The sequence below is a fragment of the Cystobacter fuscus genome (genome assembly GCF_044360685.1).
GTDB classification, from domain to species: Bacteria; Myxococcota; Myxococcia; order Myxococcales; family Myxococcaceae; genus Cystobacter; species Cystobacter fuscus_C.
Map to the genome: position 1 here is coordinate 8,615,301 of NZ_CP043491.1, position 18,014 is coordinate 8,633,314.

The following is an 18,014-nucleotide window of genomic DNA, read 5'->3' on the forward strand; positions in this document are numbered from 1 at the left end:
GAAAAGCGCTCCGGTCAAGACGGGCCGCGTCCGGCATCACGTGTTGCTTTCCGCCCCGTCCCCGTTCACCGACAATGCCGCGCCTTCTCCAGGACAGAGCATGCACCCCTCACTCCGCCTCCTCCCGTTGCTCGCGCTCCTCGCGCTCACCGCGCCCGCGTGGGCCCAGCCTCCCAGGGCCTCTCCCTCCGTCGACGAGCGCGCCGCGTACCTCCGCGCGAACTACTCCAAGTTCGAGTACCGCGTCCCGGTACGCGACGGCACGAAGCTCTTCACCTCCGTCTACGTCCCCAACGACGCGAGCCCCAGCAAGCGCTACCCCGTGTTGCTCGTTCGCACCCCCTACTCCGTCGCTCCCTACGGAACGGACCGCTACCCCGCGCGGCTCGGGCCCACGGCCGCCTACGAGAAGGAGGGCTTCATCTTCGTCTTCCAGGACGTGCGCGGGCAGCACATGTCCGAGGGCACGTTCGTCAACATGCGGCCGCACCTGGCCGCGAAGAAGGGCCCCAAGGACACCGACGAGAGCACCGACACCTACGACACCATCGAGTGGCTGGTGAAGAACGTGCCGGGCAACAACGGCCGCGTGGGCCAGTGGGGCATCTCCTACCCCGGCTATTACACGTCCGCGGGCGCCATCGACTCGCACCCGGCGCTCAAGGCCATCTCCCCCCAGGCGCCCATCGCCGACTGGTTCTGGGATGACATGCACCGCCACGGCGCCTTCAACCTGGTGCTGGCCTTCAACTTCTTCTCCGGCTTCGGCCTGCCCCGGCCCCAGCCCACCGACAGCGAGGAGTGGAAGCGCTTCGAGCACGGCACTCCCGACGCCTACCAGTTCTTCCTCGAGCTCGGCCCGCTCGGCAACGCGGACACGCGCTACTTCAAGGGCGACGTCGCCTTCTGGAAGGACCTCGCCGCGCACCCCAACTACGACGCCTTCTGGCAGTCGCGCAACCTGCTGCCCCACCTGAAGAACATCAAGGCCGCGGTGCTCGTGGTGGGCGGCTGGTTCGACACCGAGGACCTCTACGGGCCGCTGCGCACCTACGCCGCCATCGAGAAGCAGAACCCAGGCATCTCCAACTCCCTGCTCATGGGGCCGTGGATCCATGGCGGATGGATGCGCACGGACGGCTCGTCGCTGGGGGACGCGGACTTCGGCTTCCCCACGAGCCCGCTCTACCAGGAGTTGGGCTTCACCTTCTTCAAGCACCACCTCAAGGGCGGTGAGGCTCCCGCCCTGTCCGAGGCCACGCTCTTCGAGACCGGCGCCAACCGCTGGCGGCGCTTCGACACCTGGCCGCCCAAGGCTGTGCGCGAGCAGCGGCTGTACTTCCAGCCCAAGGGCGCCCTCGCCTTCCAGGCCCCGTCCGCCACGGGCGAGTCCTTCGACGAGTACGTGAGCGACCCGGCCAGGCCCGTGCCCTACACGCAGGAGCTCACCACCGGCTGGGCCAAGAACTACATGACCGAGGACCAGCGTTTCGCCGCGCACCGCCCCGACGTGCTCGTCTACCAGACGGCGCCGCTGGAGAAGGATTTGACGCTCGCGGGCCCCCTGGAGGCGGACCTGTGGGTGTCCACCACCGGCTCGGACGCGGATTGGGTGGTGAAGCTCATCGACGTCAATCCCGGCAAGCTGCCCGGCGCCTCACCAGGCCACGACGAGGGCCCGGGCTCGATCGATCGGGGCCACCAACAGACGCTGGTGCGGGGCGAGCCCTTCCGTGGCCGTTTCCGCGAGAGCTACTCCCAGCCCAAGGCCTTCACGCCGGGCGAGGTGACGCGGGTGCGCTTCACCATCAACGACGTGCTGCACACCTTCAAGCGGGGGCACCGCGTGATGATCCAGGTGCAGTCGAGCTGGTTCCCCTTCATCGACCGCAACCCGCAGACCTTCGTGCCCAACATCTTCGAGGCCAAGGAAGAGGACTTCGTGCGCGCCTTCCACCGCGTCCACCACACGGCACAGCACCCCAGCTCGCTCAAGGTGGGGGTGCTGCCCGCGCTGGACGACTGAAACGTCCCGCGCGGGAGCGGGAGGCCCCTCGTCACGGCCTCCCGCCCCGGCGCCAGCGAGCCTCAGGCCGGGTAGAACTTCCCGCCCGCCTTCACCTTCTCCACGAGGGCCGGCGCGGGCTCGAAGCGCTCGCCGTACTTGTCGTGGTAGTGCTCCAGGCGCCGCAACAGCTCGGCGGGCCCGAGGCTGTCCGCGTAGCGGAAGGGGCCTCCGAGGAACGCCGGGAAGCCGAGGCCGAAGATGGCCCCCACGTCGCCGTCCCGCGCGCTGCGCAGGATGCCCTCGCCCAGGCAGCGCACCGCCTCGTTCACCATCTGCAGGGCGCACCGCTCGGCCATCTCCTGGGCGTCCAGGTGCTTGCGCTCACGGCCATGCGGCAGCAGCTCATAGACGGAGGTGTCTACCTCCTTCTTCTTGCCGTCGTAGGTGTAGAAGCCCTTCTTGTTCTTGCGGCCGAGCCGTCCGTCGGCCACCACCTTGTCGAAGGCCTTGGGCGCCGCGATGCGCTTGCCGAACGCGGCCTCCATGATGGGCGCCACCTTCTGCGCCACGTCGATGCCCACCTCGTCCAGCAGGGTGATGGGCCCCACGGGGAAGCCGAACTCCACGAGCGCCCGGTCCAACTCGGCGATGTCGGCGCCCTCGGCCAGCAGGTACGCGGCCTCGTTCATGTACGGCGCGAGGATGCGCGAGGTGTAGAAGCCCGGCCCATCGTTGACGACGATGACCGTCTTGCCCTGCTTCTTGCCGATCTCCACGCACGTGGCCGTCACCCAATCCGCGGTGCCCTTGTGGGTGATGATCTCCAGGAGGGGCATCTTGTGCACCGGGCTGAAGTAATGCATCCCGATGATCTGCGCGGGCCGGCGCGCGCCCTCGGCGAGCTGGGTGATGGGGATGCTCGAGGTGTTGGAGGCGAAGATGCAGTCCTCGCGCGTGACGGCCTCCACCTCGCCGAGGATGCGGCGCTTGAGCGCCAGGTCCTCGAAGACGGCCTCGATGACCACGTCCACGTTCTTGAAGCCGCTGTAGTCGGTGCCGCCGGTGACGAGCGCCATCTTCGCCGCCGACTCACGCGAGGTGAGCGAGCGCCGCTTCACGCGCTCGTCGAAGATGCCCTGCACCTGCTTGAGGGCTCGGCCCACGCCCGCGTCGTCCTTGTCCTTCACGCGCACCGGTACGCCCTGCAGCGCCGCGCTGACATAGGCGATGCCGCCGCCCATCAGCCCGCCGCCCAGCACGCCCACCTTCTTCACCGGGCGCGCCTTCACGTCGGCCTTGTCCGTGCCGTTCTCCTTCTTGAGCGCCGTGGTGGCGAAGAAGATCTCCACCAGCCGCTTGGAGACATCCGACACCACCAGCTCGCCGAAGAGCCGGGCCTCGGCCTCCAGGCCCGCCGCGCGGCCGGACTCCAGACCCACCCGGATGGCCTCGAGCGCCTTCTCCGGCGCGGGGAACTTGCCGCGCGTCTTCTTGCGCAGCTGCTTCTTCGCCTGATCGAAGAGCACCTTGCGGCCCAGGGGGTTGTCCTCCAGCGCCACCTCGGTCCACATCTCCTTGTTGGCGAGCCCCAGCAGCAGCCCGCCGAGGCCCCCCTTCTTGCCCTGCCGCGCCACCGCCTTGAGCCCCTGGCCGTGCGAGCGCTCCACCTTCAGCGACCCGTCCACCAGCTCGCGGGCGCGCCGCAGCGCCACCTCGCGCAGGATGGGCACGGGCACCACCTCATCCACGATGCCCAGCCGCTTCGCCTTGGAGGGCTTCACCGTCTTGCCCGCGAGGATGAGATCCAACGCGGCCTGCGCGCCGATGAGCGCCGGCAGACGCTGGGTGCCTCCCGCGCCGGGCAACAGCCCCAGCTGCACCTCGGGCAGACCGATCGTCGTCTTGGGGCTGTCGGTGGCGATGCGGTAGTGGCACGCGAGCGCCCACTCCAGGCCGCCGCCCAGGCACGCGCCGTGGATGGCCGCCACCACCGGCTTGGGGAAGGCCTCCAGCCTGTCGAAGACCCGCTGCCCGTCCCGGGACGTGGCGGTGGCCTCGGCGGCCGTCTTGATGGTCTGGAGGAAGTCGATCTTCGCTCCGGCCACGAAGCTGTCCTTCTTGCCGGAGATGAAGACGAGCGCCTTGACCGCGGCGTCCTTCTCCGCCCGGTCGAGCAGCGCCGCGAACGCCGCGCCCGTCGGGGGCGAGAGCGTGTTCACCGGCTCGTCCACCTGGTTGAACACCACGAGGCCAATCTCCCCCTCGAGCTGGAAGGACAGGCCCTGCTTCACCTCGGACTCCTGAGCAACCATGGCACCCATCACGCACGCTCCAGGACCACCGCGGCACCGAGGCCACCGGCGGCGCAGACGGTGCACAGCACCGTGTTCTTGTTCTGACGCTTCAGCTCATGCAGGGCCTGGGTGACGATGCGCGCCCCCGTGGCCCCGAAGGGATGTCCCAGCGACAGCGAGCCGCCCGACAGGTTCAGCCGCGTGCGATCCACCTCGCCCACCGGCGCGCTCCAGCCGGCCTTCTTGGCGAACTCCTTGGAGGCCAGGGCCTGGAGGTTGCTCGCCACCTGGGCGGCGAACGCCTCGTGCATCTCCACGAGATCGATGTCCGCGAGCGTCAGGCCCGCGCGCTTGAGGGCCACCGGCACGGCGTAGGCGGGGCCCTGCAGGAGCTGATCCCCCGGGTCCGTGGCCGCGAAGGCGTGCGAGCGCAGGTAGCCGAGCGGCTCCAGGCCCAGCGCCTTCGCCTTCTCCTCGCTCATCATCAACAGCACGCCGGCGCCGTCGGTGAGCGGCGAGGAGTTGCCCGCGGTGATGGTGCCGTACTTGCGGTCGAACACGGGCTTGAGCTGGGAGAGCGACTCCAGGCTCGTGTCCGCGCGCACGATGTTGTCCTTGTCCGCCACCTTCTCGTACTTGGGCGGCACCACCACGTGCATGACGTGGGAGTCGAAGAAGCCATCCTTCCAGGCGCGCGCGGCGTTCTGGTGCGAGGCGAGCGCGATCTGATCCTGCTCGGCGCGCGAGATGCCATTCTCCTTGGCCATCTTCTCGGCGCTCTCGCCCATGGTCATGCCGGTGGAGTGCTCGGCGATCGCTGGGGGCACGGGCACCAGATCTCCCGGCTTGAGCGCCTGGAAGGCCTTGAGCTTGCCGGGCAGATCCCTCGCCTTGGAGGCGGCCATGAGCGCCTGGGCCAGCGGACGGCTGGTGAAGATGGGCGCGTCCGACATGCACTCGGTGCCTCCGGCGAGCACCACGTCCGCCTCGCCCAGGGCGATGGCGTTGGCCGCCGTGGTCATCGCCTGGATGGACGTGGCGCACGCGCGCGACACCGTGAAGGCATCGATCTTGCGCGGCAGCCCGGCGGCGATCACCACCTCGCGCGCGATGGACGGCGCGGTGAGCGTGGGGATGACCTGCCCGAACACCACCTGATCGATCTCCTGCGGATCGATCTCCGAGCGCTGCACCAGCTCCTGGACCACGATGCGGCCCAGGTCCAACGCGGTGAGCCGCGCGAAGTCCGTACCCGCCTTCGTGAAGGGCGTCCGCAATCCGCGGACGATGGCCACCCTGCGGTGACCGTTGCGTTGCTGCTCGCGTGACATGTGTGCCTCACCTTTCCCTGCGGGGGTGAGGCCCATCTAATGAGCGGTGGTGCGGCGCGTCAACGGGAGATTGATTCTGGAATCAACCCCGCGCTCCCCTGCCCCGGGGCCCGCCTGGAGAGGGGGACTCCGGGGTGTCCGGCATCACACAACCCGGCCGCTCACGGGGACTGGCGCAGCGCGAAGCCGTGCTTGTGGACGGCATCCACGAAGAACTTCGCGGCCTCGGGATCGGTGGGCGGGAGGATGCCGTGGCCGAGGTTGCAGATGTGGCCCACGGGCCCCGCGCGCCGGAGGATGTCCACCACGCGCGCTTCCAGCTCCTCGCGCGGCAGGAAGAGGTGGAGCGGATCCAGGTTGCCCTGCACGGCCACGTCGGGGCCGAGCACACGGCGGGCCTCGTCGAGGGGGGTGCGCCAGTCCTGGCCGATGACGTCCGCGCCGGTGCGCTTGAGCAGCGGCAGGTGGTTGGACATGCCGGTGCCGAAGACGATGACGGGCACGCCCTTGGCCTGCACTTCCTTCACCATGCGCGTGAGGTACGGCAGGCAGAAGCGCTCGTAGTCCCACGGGGAGAGCTCGCCGCCCCACGAGTCGAAGATCTGCACGATGCTCGCGCCGGCCTCCACCTGCATGAGCAGGTAGGGGATGAGCGTGCGCGTGAGCTTGTCGAAGAGCGTGTGGACGAGCTGGGGCTGCTCGAAGAGCATGCGCTTGATGAGGATGTAGCTCTTGGAGCCGCCGCCCTCGACCATGTAGGCGGCCAGGGTGAAGGGGGCGCCGCAGAAGCCGATGACGGGCACCGAGTCGTTGAGGGCGCGCCGGGTGCGGCGGATGGCCTCGGCGACGAAGCCGGTGCCCTGGACGGGGTCGGGCACGGCGAGCCGCTCGATGTCGGCGGCGGAGCGCACGGGGTTGGGGAAGTGCGGCCCCTTGTCGCCCAGCTCCAGTTCAATCCCCATGGCCTCCACGGGGATGAGGATGTCGGAGAAGATGATGGCCGCGTCGACGCCCAGGCGGGTGACGGGCTGGACGGTGACCTCGGCGGCCAGGTCCGGGTGCTTGCACAGATCGAGGAAGGCGATGTTGCCGCGGATGGCCCTGTACTCGGGCAGGTAGCGGCCCGCCTGGCGCATGAGCCACACGGGGGTGGTGTCCGTGGGCTGGCGGCGGGCGGCGCGAAGGAGGCGGTCGTTCAAGGTGGACACTCCGGGTGGCACCCCAGGTCCCTCGGGGGGCGAGCGGGGGGCGAGGGTTGTCACAGGAGGAATCGTCCCGGTCAACGCCCGTGACGGGCGGGCCCGGAATGAATCGTCCCCGGAAAAGGTATGCTTGACAGGGTCGGGGTGGGCTCGATAAAAGCCGCCCCGTCGCAACGCGGTGACGCGCGAGAGGGCGGATAGCTCAGCGGTAGAGCGTCGCCCTTACAAGGCGAGGGTCACAGGTTCAATCCCTGTTCCGCCCAAGTCAGTCGAGTGAAGTCGCTGTGGGGAGTTAGTTCAGTTGGTTAGAACGCCGGCCTGTCACGCCGGAGGCCACGGGTTCAAGTCCCGTACTCCTCGCCAATAGAAGGGCCCGGAATCGAAAGGTTCCGGGCCCTTCGCTTTTCCGGCCCCCTACCCTTCAACCGCGCCCCGGGCGAAGGCCGGCGACCCGGCCCGGAGCATCGCGGCGACGGTCGGCGCGCCAGCGCCGCCTCCGGGTTACTGCGGGCAGGCGTCGAGCACGCAGAAGCGCCACTGCCGATCACAAAGGGTCTGGCTGTTGCCGGAGGCAATGCATTCCAGACGCACGTCCTCGCAATAAACGCCACCTGAGCAGACGATCAGATCGCCCACCGCCTCAGTGGCCCCAAACGCCGCGGTGGCTCCAAATGAGACGCTGAACGCGGCCAGGGACACGGTGAGCAGCTTGAGCTTCACGAGAACACTCCCTTTCGATGGTTGGAGCAGCACGACATCATTGACGCTCCTTTCGGAGCCGGATCACGTTACGCGTTGACGGTCGCCGCGGTCCAGTTACGCGTTGACGGTCGCCACACTCCAGGAACTGTTCGGCATTTCGCGACGATTGAGTTGGGCCTGGCCGCCACCCAGGCGGCGGAGCGGCAGCGGACCGCGAGGGGCCGAGCAGCCTCTCCCACCAATCAGGCTCGCTGCTCGGGCGGCCCCGGTCAGCGGCCCTCCTCGGCCCCTCCGCGCCAGCCCCGGCGTATGGGGGCGGGATGCGTCTCTTGGTAATGTCGCCATGAATGTGGCGTCTTCCAGGAAGATACAGCGTGGCGGAGCGAGCAGCATGTGGCCCCCCCGCTCCCAGCTCCGTGCTCAATCCCATGGTGAAGTACTTGGGGAGCCCCAAGCTCATCGCGCTCTTCCTGTTCTTCATCCACGTGTCCGCCGCCTTGGCGGCTCCACCGGATGTCGTGGTCGAGGGCACCCAGGACATCTGGTACGTCGGGAAGCACATGTCCGTGCTGGAGGATGAGTCAGGGGCACTGACCATCGAGGAGGTATCTCGGGCCGAGTTCGCCCATCGCTTCATCCGCTCGCCAGTGGACCTGCCCAAATACGGCTTCTCTCGCAGCGCCTACTGGGTGCGCTTCTCCTATCTCAAAAAGGATCAGTCGCCAGAGCGACGCTGGCGCCTGGCGGTGAGGGACCCGAACCTGGAGCATGTAGACGTCTACTTTCAGCGGCCAGGCGGGTCTTTCGATGTCCGGCGCGCTGGGGTGCTGGTTCCATGGGCAGAGCGGGAGATCCCTCACCGCGACCCTGTCTTCCACCTGCCCGAGACCAACACGGAACCGCTCACCGTCTACATCCGCGTTCAAACGTCTTCCATCGTGGCGATACCCGCGGCCATCCTGACGAGCGACAGGCTGATACAAGAAAACGCGGATCGTTTTATTCCATGGTGGATCTACGTCGGCATCCTGGCCAGCATGGTGCTGCTCAACACCATCCTGTACTTCTTCCTGAAGGACCTGGCGTACCTCTACTACATCCTCTACATCATTTTCTTTGGCGCTTTCATCGGGCTGGCCTTCAAGGCGGTTGGCCATACATACTTTCCCGAAGCGGGCACCTGGTGGGCTCGGCTCTGGCCTGCTTTTGGGCATCTGGGGTGCATCTTCGGTGCGCTGTTCGCACGCTCGTTCTTGCATACCCACAGAACGGTGCCCAGGCTGGACCGGGCGGTGCTCGTATTGGTCGCGGTCAGCAGCATCTCCGCGGCCCTGGCTGTATTCGTACCCGCTCGCGTATCACAAATCACGCTGAGCGTCCTGGCGCTGATGTACAGCCCGCTGATGTTCATCGTTCCTATCGCCGTTTGGAGGCGTGGCTTCCAACCGGCGCGCTTCTTCCTCGCTGGCTGGAGCATGCTCGGCGTAGCAGGTATTCTCGTTCCCTTCGTCAACAATGGGTGGGTGCCCAACAACATCTTTACCCAGCACCTCATGCTGACGGGTTCGGCGGTGGAAATGATTCTATTCGCGCTCGCGCTGGCGAATCGAATCAGCGAAGCCAAGAAAGAGAACGAGCTTGCCAGGCGCCAGGCGCTCGAGGGTGAAATCCACCGGTTGCGGAACATCGAACTCCGGCAGGCCAACGAGGAGATCCTCCGGAAGCAAGATCAGCTCGTCCAGGCCGAGAAGATGGCCTCCTTGGGGAAACTGACGGCGGGAGTCGCACACGAAATCAAGAACCCGCTCAATTTCATCAACAACTTCTCGCTCTCGCTGCTGGAGATGATGGATGAGCTGTTGCAAGAGGTCAAAAGCCTGCCAGCAGACAAACAGGCTGTCCTGGAGATGCTCACCAGCGATTGCAGACAGTCAGCCCAGAAGATTGCCGAGCATGGAGGGCGCGCGAATGAAATCGTCCGCGGCATGCTGGACCATGCAACCGCGCGGCCGGGAGAGTGGTGCAGGACCAACCTCAACCGGCTCATTGAAGAGCACATCGAACTCGTCCACGACGGCACCTGGAGCCAGCGGTCCGGCTTCCACGTCTCGGTCGAGACCCTGCTGGATCCAGGACTGTCCCCGGTTGATGTCGTCCCCCAGGAACTGGGGCGGGTGCTGCTCAACCTTCTGAATAACGCCTTCCATGCTGTCGGCGAGCAGCACAAGAGAGCGCCCAACGGATATGTCCCGACCATTCGCGTCTCCACTCACGGAGGGGACGGCCATGTGGAGATTCGCATCAAGGACAACGGAACCGGGATTCCAGCTGCGGCGCGTGAAAGGATTTTCGAGCCGTTCTTCACGACCAAGCCACCTGGGGAAGGGGTCGGGCTCGGGCTATCGCTCAGTTACGGCATCATCACCAAACGGCATGCGGGCACGCTGGAGTTTGATAGCACGGAGCACAAGGGAACCACCTTCGTCATTACCTTGCCCCTTCTCCCCTCGCGTGCTGCCCCAAGTGGAGCAGGAGCATGAGCACAAGAAGGTGGGGAGGCCTGTGCTTCGGCGCCGCGGCCCCTGCGAAGCGTAGCCGTGGGTGGCGACGGCTTCAAAATGGCGAGGCGCCAGCCGAGCGCTGACTCCCACGGTGTGCTCGGAATCAACCACGCGCCCCATGCTCTACTTCTGGGTTGGATGAACCAGGAAACTCCCCCTCCCCTGCGATTCACCAGGAGCCTGGCGGCGAAACTCCTCGTCGCCCTCTGTGGTGTCATCAGTATCGCGCTCGGCATTCTCGTTCTCGTCGTCAACCACCAGTCCTCGCGTGTCGCCGAGGAGCAGGCGGGTCAGACCGCCATGCAGATGGCCGAGCGCCATGCGCGGATCATCCACGCGGAACTCGACGCCGCGATCATCCCCGTCCGGACGCTCGCGCAGGTGTTCGAGGCCCAGAAGGCCGCCGGTCTGACCAATCGCCATCTCGCCGACACGTCACTCCAGAAGGTTCTCGAGGAGAATCCCAAGATCCTCGGCCTCTGGACGGCGTGGGAGCCGAACGCATTCGATGGGCTCGATGCGAAATACGTGAACACGCCGGGCACGGACTCCACCGGACGCTACATCCCGTATTGGAACCGCGGCAGCGGACACATCAAGCTGGAGCCACTGGTCGATTACGAGAAGCAAGGCGCGGGCGACTACTACCTCCTCGCGCGCAGGAGCGGGAAAGAGACGATCATCAATCCCTACGTCTACACCGTGGCTGGCAAGCCCGTGCTGCTCACGAGTGTCTCCGTGCCAATCCTGCTCGAGGGCAGGGTCATCGGTGTCGTCGGTGCCGATCTCTCGCTCGAGCAGGTCCAGAAGCAGGTCTCGGAGATAACCCCCTTCGATACGGGGTACGCGGTGCTCGCCTCGAACAACGGTACGTTCGTCGCGCATCCGTCCGCGGAGCGACGCGGGAACCAACTCGGCACGTCCCCCGCCGAGGAACTGGTGAAGACCGCTCTCTCGAGCGACAGCGTGCGCACCGCGCGGGTCCCCTCCGAGGTGCTCGGCACCGGGACGATCGAGGTGGTGGTCCCGCTCCGCATGGGAAGGACCGTGACGCCCTGGGCGCTCGCCGTCTTCGCCCCCCTGGACAAGGTGCTCGCGCCGGCTCACGCGCTGAGCCAGTTCACGCTCGTTCTCGGAGCGCTCTCGCTCCTCGCGCTCGGTCTCGCCGTCCTCCTCGTGATCCGCCGCGTCACGAAACCGCTCGAGACGATCTCCTCCGTCGCCACCCGCATCGCGGACGGCGATCTGACCGTTGCTCTCGACCACCGGTCCGAGGATGAGATCGGCATTCTCGCCGATGCGTTCCGCTCGATGCGCGACCGGCTGGCGCAGGTGATTGGCGAGGTGCGCAACGGCGCGGCGGCGCTCTCGTCGGCCGCATCCCAGGTATCGACGACGTCGCAGTCCCTCGCGAGTAGCACGAGCGAGCAGGCCGCCACCTTCGAGGAGATGACGGCCGGCCTCGAGTCCATGAGCGTGTCCATCCGCAAGAACGCCGACAGCAGCCGTCAGGTGGAGGCGATTGCCCACAAGGGAGCGGTCGACGCCGAGGGGAGCAGCCGGGCAGTGGCCGAGACGGTGGAGGCGATGAAGCAGATCACCTCGCGCATCTCCGTCGTCGAGGAGATCGCCTATCAGACGAACCTGCTCGCGCTGAATGCCTCCATCGAGGCCGCGCGGGCGGGTGTGCAAGGAAGGGGCTTCGCGGTCGTCGCGTCCGAGGTCCGCAAGCTCGCGGAGGGAAGCCAGCGCGCCGCGGAGCAGATCGTCTCCGTTGCGTCGAACAGTGTGAAGATCGCCGAGAACTCGAGCCAACGGTTGCGCGAGCTCGTCCCGGCGATCGGTACGACGTCGCATCTGATGAAGGACGTTGCCGCCACATCGAGCGAGCAGTCGTCGAGAGTCGGTCAGCTCAACAAGGCGATGAGCGAGCTGAATGGTGTGACGCAGCGGAACGCGGCGTCAGCCGAGGAACTGTCGAGCACCGCCGAGGAGATGGCGGCGCAGGCGCAGAGCCTGCTGCGAATGGTGAGCTTCTTCCGCGTGGGAGAGACCGATGTCCACCCCATGCTCCGCGCCATCCCGCCTGCGACGCAGGTCAGCCGCCATGGAGTGCCCAGCCACACCCGAGGAGATCGCGAAGCTCGAACAGCGAGCGGGCTGGAGACTGGAGCCGGGCCCGCGAGCGTTCTACCTGCATTGCAACGGAGAGCCTCTATTCGACGGTGACCACGAGACATGGCCAGACCCGGCCTGCCGCCGTTACCCCTGCGCGGTGGGACGGATGACGATCTCGTTCACATCGACATCGGCCGGCTGCTCGAGCGCGAACGCGATGGCGCGGGCGATCGCCTCCGGCGGCATCGCGAGCTTGTCTCGCATGACGGCGAGCTGGGCCTTCACCTCCGGATTCGTCACGCCGTCCGCGAAGTTCGTCCGGACGAAGCCCGGCGAAATGATCGTCACGCGCAGCTTGTCGCCAGCCTCCTGGCGCAACCCCTCGGAGATGGCACGCACGGCGAACTTCGTGCCGCAGTAGACCGACTGGGTCGGCACGATGCGATGTCCCGCCGTGGAAGCGATGTTGACGAAATGCCCGAACCCCTGCCCACGGAAGACAGGCAGCGCCGCGGCAATGCCATACAGAACCCCCTTGATGTTGACGTCGATCATCGCCTCCCAATCCTCGACGCGCAGGTCGTCCAGGGGAGAAACAGGCATGACACCGGCATTGCTGATGAGCACGTCGAGCTTGCCGTACCGCTCACATGCCAACTTGACGAGGCTGCTCAAGTCGTCGCGACGTCTGACACCCGTGCGTGCATGGGCCGCCTCGCCACCCGCTGCCGCGATACGGGCAGCGAGCGCCTCGATGCGATCCAATCGGCGCGCGCCGAGTACGACCTTCGCACCGCGCTCGGCGAGCAGGAGCGCCGACGCCTCACCGATTCCACTGCTCGCGCCCGTGATGACAACGACCTTGTCTTTGATTCCCGACATGACGTTCTCCCTTCCAGTCTTCGCGGGGCAAAGGAGTAGACAGCGGACGCGCGGCGGGCTTGGGCATTGTTGGCGCGACAGCTCCCGCCAAGAACGCCCAAGCCCCGGTAGCGGCTCGCGGTAGAATCGAGGGGTGAGCCCTCCCCTTCGCGCCGTCTCCGATGGCCCGCTCTCCATCCGGGTCTTCCTTCCCCCCGAGCTGCCGGGTGTGCGGGTGACGCGCTACAGGACCGATGAACGACTGTGGCGCTCCGTGAAGGAGCGCTTCTCGGTGACCATGACCTACACGGGCCGCTCTGAGTGGTGGGGCCTCGGCAAGGTCCGGTTCACCGCTCCCGGCACGCTCGATCTCAAGCAGAGTGGCCAGGTCCACCGGGATCTGCGCCGCGAGGGTCGCTCCCACTTCCAGGTGATTTCCTTCGATGAGGCGCTCGTCACCGAAGCCCGTGAGGCGCTGGGCTACCCGGCCTCCTCCCACCTGCGGCGGGTACAGTTCGAGCGTGAGCAACCCACGGCGGTCCCTTTCGTCCGTCTCCATTCCCTGGTTCACGAGGACCGGATGGAGGCATCCAACCCCCTGGAACTCCAAACGGCGTTGACCGAGGCGATTGAGGCGCTGGTCAGGTGCTTCGGTGACACGAACGAGCCGGAGCGGTGTGCTCGCTGGCCCGTCCGCCGGGCACTCGAGGCGCTACAGGATTCCCTGGAGCACGGCATCACGCTGGACGCCCTGGCCGAGCAGGCGGGACTGGACAAGTTCCACCTGTGCCGCGCCTTCCGGGAAGAGGTAGGGATACCGCCCTACGCGTATCTCACCCACCTGCGCATCTCCCGAGCCATGGGACTGCTCACCCAGGGCTTGACTCCCTCGGAGGTCGCGCTCCGGGTGGGGCTCTACGATCAGAGCCAGCTCAACCGGCACTTCAAGCGCATCGTCGGGCTCACCCCGGGCCAGTTCGCGCGCGCCGTGCAGTGACGGTGCCGGCTCAGGTCCCGCCCGTGGCTACGGCCACCGCCGCCGGAATCTTCTCCCGCATCAACTCCACGAAAGTGCGCAGCCTCGCGGGATGGAACCGCGCAGACGGGTAGATCAGATACATCGGCAAGGGAGCGGCCCGCCAGCGCGGCACCAGGTGCACGAGTCGGCCACTCATGATGTCCTCGTGGAGCACCCAGGCCGAGGCCACGCAGACGCCGAGGCCATTCACCGCGGCGCTGCGGGTGGCGTAGAGACTGTCCGTACTCAGGCGCGGGAGGAAGACGACGGACTGGACCTCGCCGGTGGCCACGTGGGTCAGCGAGACCTCGTTGCGATAGAACGTGCGCAGCGACAGCCAGGGCAGCCGCGCGAGCTCGTCGGGATGGGTCGGCACGGGCACGCCTGACAGCACGGACGGCGCGGCCACGACGATGCGCGGCACCTCGGCCACGCGGATCGCCACCACGCTGGGGTCATGCACCTCGCCGACGTGGATGGCGCAGTCGATGCCGTCCGCGATGAAATCCACCGCCCGGTCATGCAACAGCCATTCGACCGAGACCCGCGTGTGGCGATTCAGGTATTCCGTCAGCGGCCCCACCAGCAACTGTTGTCCGAACGCGTGGGGCACCACGACGCGCAGCGTGCCCTCCGGTTCATCGCTCGCGCCGCGCAGATCGGCCTCGAGCATTTCCCAGCTGGCCAGCAACTCCTTCGCCCGTTCGTAGCAGCGCGCACCGTCCTCGGTGAGCTTCATCGCGTGGGTGGAGCGCTGGAGCAGCCGCAGCCCGAGCGAGCGTTCGAGTGCCTGCAACCGGCGGCTCACCGTCGGCTGCGTGGTGCCCAACTGCGCGGCGGCGGAGGACAGGCTGCCGGCGTCGACGATGCGCAGGAAGGTCTGCATCAGCTCGAGCCGGTCGGCGGTGGCCGGCGCGGCGGGTGGAGGACTCCGTATCCGGGAAACACGTGGCCGAGGCGGCTTCGAAGGGTTGGGCATGAGAGCGTGGCTCGAGCTGGCTTATACGTGGAGCGTATATCCGCTGTGCGAGGCACGCTACTACCGATGCCCATCCCTCTGGCACACACTTGCCTCAACTCGCAGCGCCCGGGGTGACATCATGTCCTTCATTCGCACCGTACATAGTACCGCTGGAAACGGAACCATGGCCGCGGCGGCCTCCATCCGCCACGAAGGCAACAGGTTGCCGGGCAGCCTGCGCCTGCTGCTGTCCGCGGGCGCCGGGCTGTCGGTGGCATCGCTCTACTACAGCCAGCCGATGCTGGGAGTGATGGGGGCCAACATCGGCGCCTCGGACACCGCGGTGGGCCTCGTGCCCACGCTCACCCAACTGGGATACGCGCTGGGCATCCTGCTGCTGGCGCCCCTCGGCGACCGCTTCGACCGGCGCCGCATCATCCTCATCAAGGCCGCCGTCCTGAGCGTGGCGCTGTTGCTGGGCAGCATCGCCCCCGGCATCGGCCTGATGCTGGCGGTGAGCCTCGCCATCGGCCTGACGGCGACCCTGGCGCAGGACATCGTGCCGGCCGCCGCGACCCTGGCGCCCGAGAAGGAGCGCGGCAAGGTGGTCGGCACGGTGATGACGGGCCTGCTGCTCGGCATCCTGCTGTCCCGGGTCATCAGCGGCGTGGTCGCCGAGCACCTCGGCTGGCGCGCCATGTACATGATCGCCGCCGCCAGCGTGGCCCTGATCGGTCTGGTGGCCTGGCGCGGCCTGCCCCGCTTCCGCCCGACCAGCACGCTCACGTACGCGGCCCTGCTTGGTTCGCTCGCCAGCCTGTGGCGCGAGCATGGTGCCCTGCGCCGGGCGGCGATGGCCCAGAGCCTGCTCTCGGTTGGCTTCAGTGCGTTCTGGTCGACCCTCGCCGTGATGCTGCATGGCGCACCGTTCCACCTGGGCAGCGCGGCCGCTGGTGCCTTTGGCCTGGCTGGCGCGGCCGGAGCCCTGGGCGCGCCGGTGGCGGGCCGCATGGCGGATCGCTTCGGCCCCGAAGTGGTCACGCGCGTGGGGGCTGCTCTGACCGCGCTCTCGTTCGCCACGATGTTCGCCTCGCCGTGGCTCGCACCGAACGCCCGGCTGTGGCTGCTCGCCGCCAGCGCGATCGGCTTCGACCTCGGCGTCCAGATCACGCTCGTGGCGCATCAGACGATTGTCTTTGGCATCGATCCCGCCGCGCGCAGCAGGATCAACGCCCTGCTCATCTTCGGCATGTTCATCGGCATGTCCATCGGCGCGGCGAGCGGCAGCTTCGCGCTGGCCCGGTGGGGATGGGTGGCGGTGACGCTGCTGGCGACCGCCTCGGCGCTGGCGGCCCTGCTGGTCCGCCTGTGGCCGGGGCTCAGGGCCTCAGCGCCCTCCACCCGCCGAGCGGACGGAACGTACGAGTCGTGAGGTCCACGGTGACGACATAGGCCCCCCGCGCGCCCACGTGCCGATCCGGCCCGTAGCTCACGGGAGGCACCAGCCCCGATTCAAAGGCATACAGACCCTCCATGTGGCTGAGCAGCCGGGCCCGGCTCAGCTGTCTGCCGGTGCGGCGCAGGGCCTCGGTCAACACGGCCGCGGCCGTATACGCGGACACCTGGGGCAGCCGGTGGCGCTCCGAGGCGTGGACCCCGGCCCTCAGCCGATTGAAGGTTGCCACCGCGTCGGGCCGCTCGTCCGAGGGCAGGCTCGAGTAGGCGAGGAAGAGGTGCCCATTGAGGGAGGCGGGTGCCTCCGCCGCCGCCCGGGCCGAGAGGGAGCCCGAGAGCAGCAGATAGGGAGCCCAATCCAACGCCCGCGCCTTGCCCAGGAGTGCCGCCAACTCCTCCTCATTGCCGAGGAACAGGACAATCCGCGTACCGCTCCGCTTCAGCCGCGTGGCGACCTCCGGATCGAACCGGCCGCGCTCGTACCGCAGCACCTCGACCCGCTCCCAGCCATGCGCTCGAAACCGCCCGCGCGCCGCACGGGCCGCCTCGGCCAGGCTCTCCTGCGCCGGGTGGATGATGACCACCCGAGGCCCGTGCGTGAGCAGCGCCTTGGCGGCATACTCGGCGAGCACCTGGACCTGCTCCCCTATCCCGGAGAGGGTGTAGAAGACCTGGCGGCCGGGAGGCCCGCCCTCCCACGTCCACGGCGTCAGCGGACCGATGAGGGGAACCCGCTCCTGCTCGGCCAGCACTGCCAGCTCCCTCTCCGCCCCAGGCACCAGCCCGCTGAGCAGCGCGAAGACAGAACCCCGAGCCAGCAGTTCCCGTGCGCTCGAGAGGCCCGTGCCCAGATCACTGTCATACTCCGCGAGGACCAGCTCGAGCCGGCGCCCATGAATCCCTCCGGAGGCATTGAGGGCGTCACAATAGGCGCTCAACAATCCCGCCATGGCCCTGCCCGCCTCGCCCAACCGGCCGCGCGTGGGGAGCACCACCCCCAGCCGGAGCTCCGACTCCGTCAGCCCGGGATCGCCCTGTTCCTCCAGGTGCTGGAGGTAGGCCAGCAAGCTCGTCATGTCCTCCGCGGACATGGAGTAGCGAGGCATGGCCGGGTCCAATCGGTTGCCGTCGGGGTCGACTCCCTCGGTCACGGCGCGGGCCACGCCCTTGTCCGAGAAGGAGGCGTGTTTCCTGCCATTCGGGTGGAGATGGCCATAGGGCTTGGTGAGTTGGGACCAGGTGATCTCCGGGGGCAACAGCCCGCCCTCGGGACGGCCCAGACCCTCCTCTCCATGGCAGTTGGCGCAGGGCACGGCGCTGCCCGGCAGGCGTGCTCCGACTCCGATCTCCGCCGAGATCTCCCTCCCCGTGGGGCTCTCCCCCTCGAGGTAGATCTTCCTGCCCGCCTGCTCCCGCGCCGAGAGCCCCATCGGGCGCCCGGCCCCGCAGCAGAGCAGTGTCACCAACCACCAGCCACCACGCCTGAAACTCATTCAGAAACCC

12 protein-coding genes and 2 tRNA genes are annotated in these 18,014 nt (G+C 67.6%); 7 read left to right on the forward strand and 7 right to left on the reverse strand.

The genetic code is table 11. The features are described from left to right. The first annotated feature begins 100 nt into the window (after window positions 1–100). The gene (locus F0U63_RS35290) at window positions 101–2,026 is read left to right on the forward strand and encodes a CocE/NonD family hydrolase (protein WP_395836949.1); all 1,926 of its coding nucleotides are present in this window, start codon (window positions 101–103) and stop codon (window positions 2,024–2,026) included. A 62-nt stretch (window positions 2,027–2,088) separates the two neighbouring features. On the opposite strand, the gene fadJ is transcribed toward F0U63_RS35290, so the two are convergent. From fadJ to hemE, 3 genes are all read right to left on the reverse strand, one after another. Then, complete coding sequence (gene fadJ / locus F0U63_RS35295) at window positions 2,089–4,329, reverse strand: fatty acid oxidation complex subunit alpha FadJ (protein ID WP_395836951.1); 2,241 nt, start codon at window positions 4,327–4,329, stop codon at window positions 2,089–2,091. After that, window positions 4,329–5,633, reverse strand: coding sequence for an acetyl-CoA C-acyltransferase FadI (gene fadI / locus F0U63_RS35300; RefSeq protein WP_395836953.1), 1,305 nt, complete (start codon window positions 5,631–5,633; stop codon window positions 4,329–4,331). The genes fadJ and fadI overlap by 1 nt, the downstream gene beginning before the upstream one ends. Before the next feature lie 161 nt (window positions 5,634–5,794). Further along, a complete protein-coding gene (hemE, locus tag F0U63_RS35305; RefSeq protein ID WP_395836955.1) occupies window positions 5,795–6,832 on the reverse strand; it encodes a uroporphyrinogen decarboxylase in 1,038 nt (345 codons plus the stop codon). Between the two features lie 194 nt (window positions 6,833–7,026). Between hemE and F0U63_RS35310 the strand changes: the two genes are divergently transcribed. Beyond that, a tRNA-Val gene (locus F0U63_RS35310) sits at window positions 7,027–7,098 on the forward strand. A gap of 23 nt (window positions 7,099–7,121) precedes the next feature. Beyond that, window positions 7,122–7,198: transfer RNA gene (locus F0U63_RS35315), tRNA-Asp, on the forward strand. Between the two features lie 138 nt (window positions 7,199–7,336). Here the strand turns inward: F0U63_RS35315 and F0U63_RS35320 are convergent. Beyond that, window positions 7,337–7,555: a hypothetical protein gene (locus F0U63_RS35320; protein WP_395836957.1), complete on the reverse strand. Its 219-nt coding sequence runs from the start codon at window positions 7,553–7,555 to the stop codon at window positions 7,337–7,339. Between the two features lie 410 nt (window positions 7,556–7,965). Here F0U63_RS35320 and F0U63_RS35325 point away from each other — a divergent pair, with 410 nt between their 5' ends. Continuing rightward, on the forward strand, window positions 7,966–10,077 hold the full coding sequence (locus tag F0U63_RS35325) for a 7TM diverse intracellular signaling domain-containing protein (RefSeq protein WP_395836959.1): 2,112 nt from the start codon (window positions 7,966–7,968) through the stop codon (window positions 10,075–10,077). Window positions 10,078–10,236: 159 nt separating this feature from the next. After that, window positions 10,237–12,327, forward strand: coding sequence for a methyl-accepting chemotaxis protein (locus F0U63_RS35330; RefSeq protein WP_395836961.1), 2,091 nt, complete (start codon window positions 10,237–10,239; stop codon window positions 12,325–12,327). A gap of 33 nt (window positions 12,328–12,360) precedes the next feature. Here the strand turns inward: F0U63_RS35330 and F0U63_RS35335 are convergent, their stop codons facing one another. After that, window positions 12,361–13,098, reverse strand: coding sequence for an SDR family oxidoreductase (locus F0U63_RS35335; protein WP_395836963.1), 738 nt, complete (start codon window positions 13,096–13,098; stop codon window positions 12,361–12,363). A 133-nt stretch (window positions 13,099–13,231) separates the two neighbouring features. Between F0U63_RS35335 and F0U63_RS35340 the strand changes: the two genes are divergently transcribed. Continuing rightward, a complete protein-coding gene (locus tag F0U63_RS35340; protein ID WP_395836965.1) occupies window positions 13,232–14,074 on the forward strand; it encodes a helix-turn-helix domain-containing protein in 843 nt (280 codons plus the stop codon). Window positions 14,075–14,084: 10 nt separating this feature from the next. Here F0U63_RS35340 and F0U63_RS35345 read toward each other — a convergent pair whose 3' ends face one another. Further along, on the reverse strand, window positions 14,085–15,074 hold the full coding sequence (locus F0U63_RS35345) for a LysR family transcriptional regulator (protein WP_395836967.1): 990 nt from the start codon (window positions 15,072–15,074) through the stop codon (window positions 14,085–14,087). Between the two features lie 205 nt (window positions 15,075–15,279). Here F0U63_RS35345 and F0U63_RS35350 point away from each other — a divergent pair, with 205 nt between their 5' ends. Further along, the gene (locus F0U63_RS35350) at window positions 15,280–16,488 is read left to right on the forward strand and encodes an MFS transporter (RefSeq protein WP_395836969.1); all 1,209 of its coding nucleotides are present in this window, start codon (window positions 15,280–15,282) and stop codon (window positions 16,486–16,488) included. Here F0U63_RS35350 and F0U63_RS35355 read toward each other — a convergent pair. Beyond that, complete coding sequence (locus tag F0U63_RS35355) at window positions 16,436–18,004, reverse strand: ABC transporter substrate-binding protein (RefSeq protein ID WP_395836971.1); 1,569 nt, start codon at window positions 18,002–18,004, stop codon at window positions 16,436–16,438. The genes F0U63_RS35350 and F0U63_RS35355 overlap by 53 nt on opposite strands. Between the last annotated feature and the right edge of the window lie 10 nt (window positions 18,005–18,014).

Excerpts from the sequence above, each read along its gene's own strand:
- fadI (WP_395836953.1), bottom strand. The coding sequence starts at position 5,633 with ATGTCACGCGAGCAGCAACGCAACGGTCACCGCAGGGTGGCCATCGTC.
- F0U63_RS35325 (WP_395836959.1), top strand. The coding sequence starts at position 7,966 with ATGGTGAAGTACTTGGGGAGCCCCAAGCTCATCGCGCTCTTCCTGTTC.
- F0U63_RS35345 (WP_395836967.1), bottom strand. The coding sequence starts at position 15,074 with ATGCCCAACCCTTCGAAGCCGCCTCGGCCACGTGTTTCCCGGATACGG.
- F0U63_RS35330 (WP_395836961.1), top strand. The coding sequence starts at position 10,237 with ATGAACCAGGAAACTCCCCCTCCCCTGCGATTCACCAGGAGCCTGGCG.
- F0U63_RS35335 (WP_395836963.1), bottom strand. The coding sequence starts at position 13,098 with ATGTCGGGAATCAAAGACAAGGTCGTTGTCATCACGGGCGCGAGCAGT.
- F0U63_RS35355 (WP_395836971.1), bottom strand. The coding sequence starts at position 18,004 with ATGAGTTTCAGGCGTGGTGGCTGGTGGTTGGTGACACTGCTCTGCTGC.
- fadJ (WP_395836951.1), bottom strand. The coding sequence starts at position 4,329 with ATGGGTGCCATGGTTGCTCAGGAGTCCGAGGTGAAGCAGGGCCTGTCC.
- F0U63_RS35290 (WP_395836949.1), top strand. The coding sequence starts at position 101 with ATGCACCCCTCACTCCGCCTCCTCCCGTTGCTCGCGCTCCTCGCGCTC.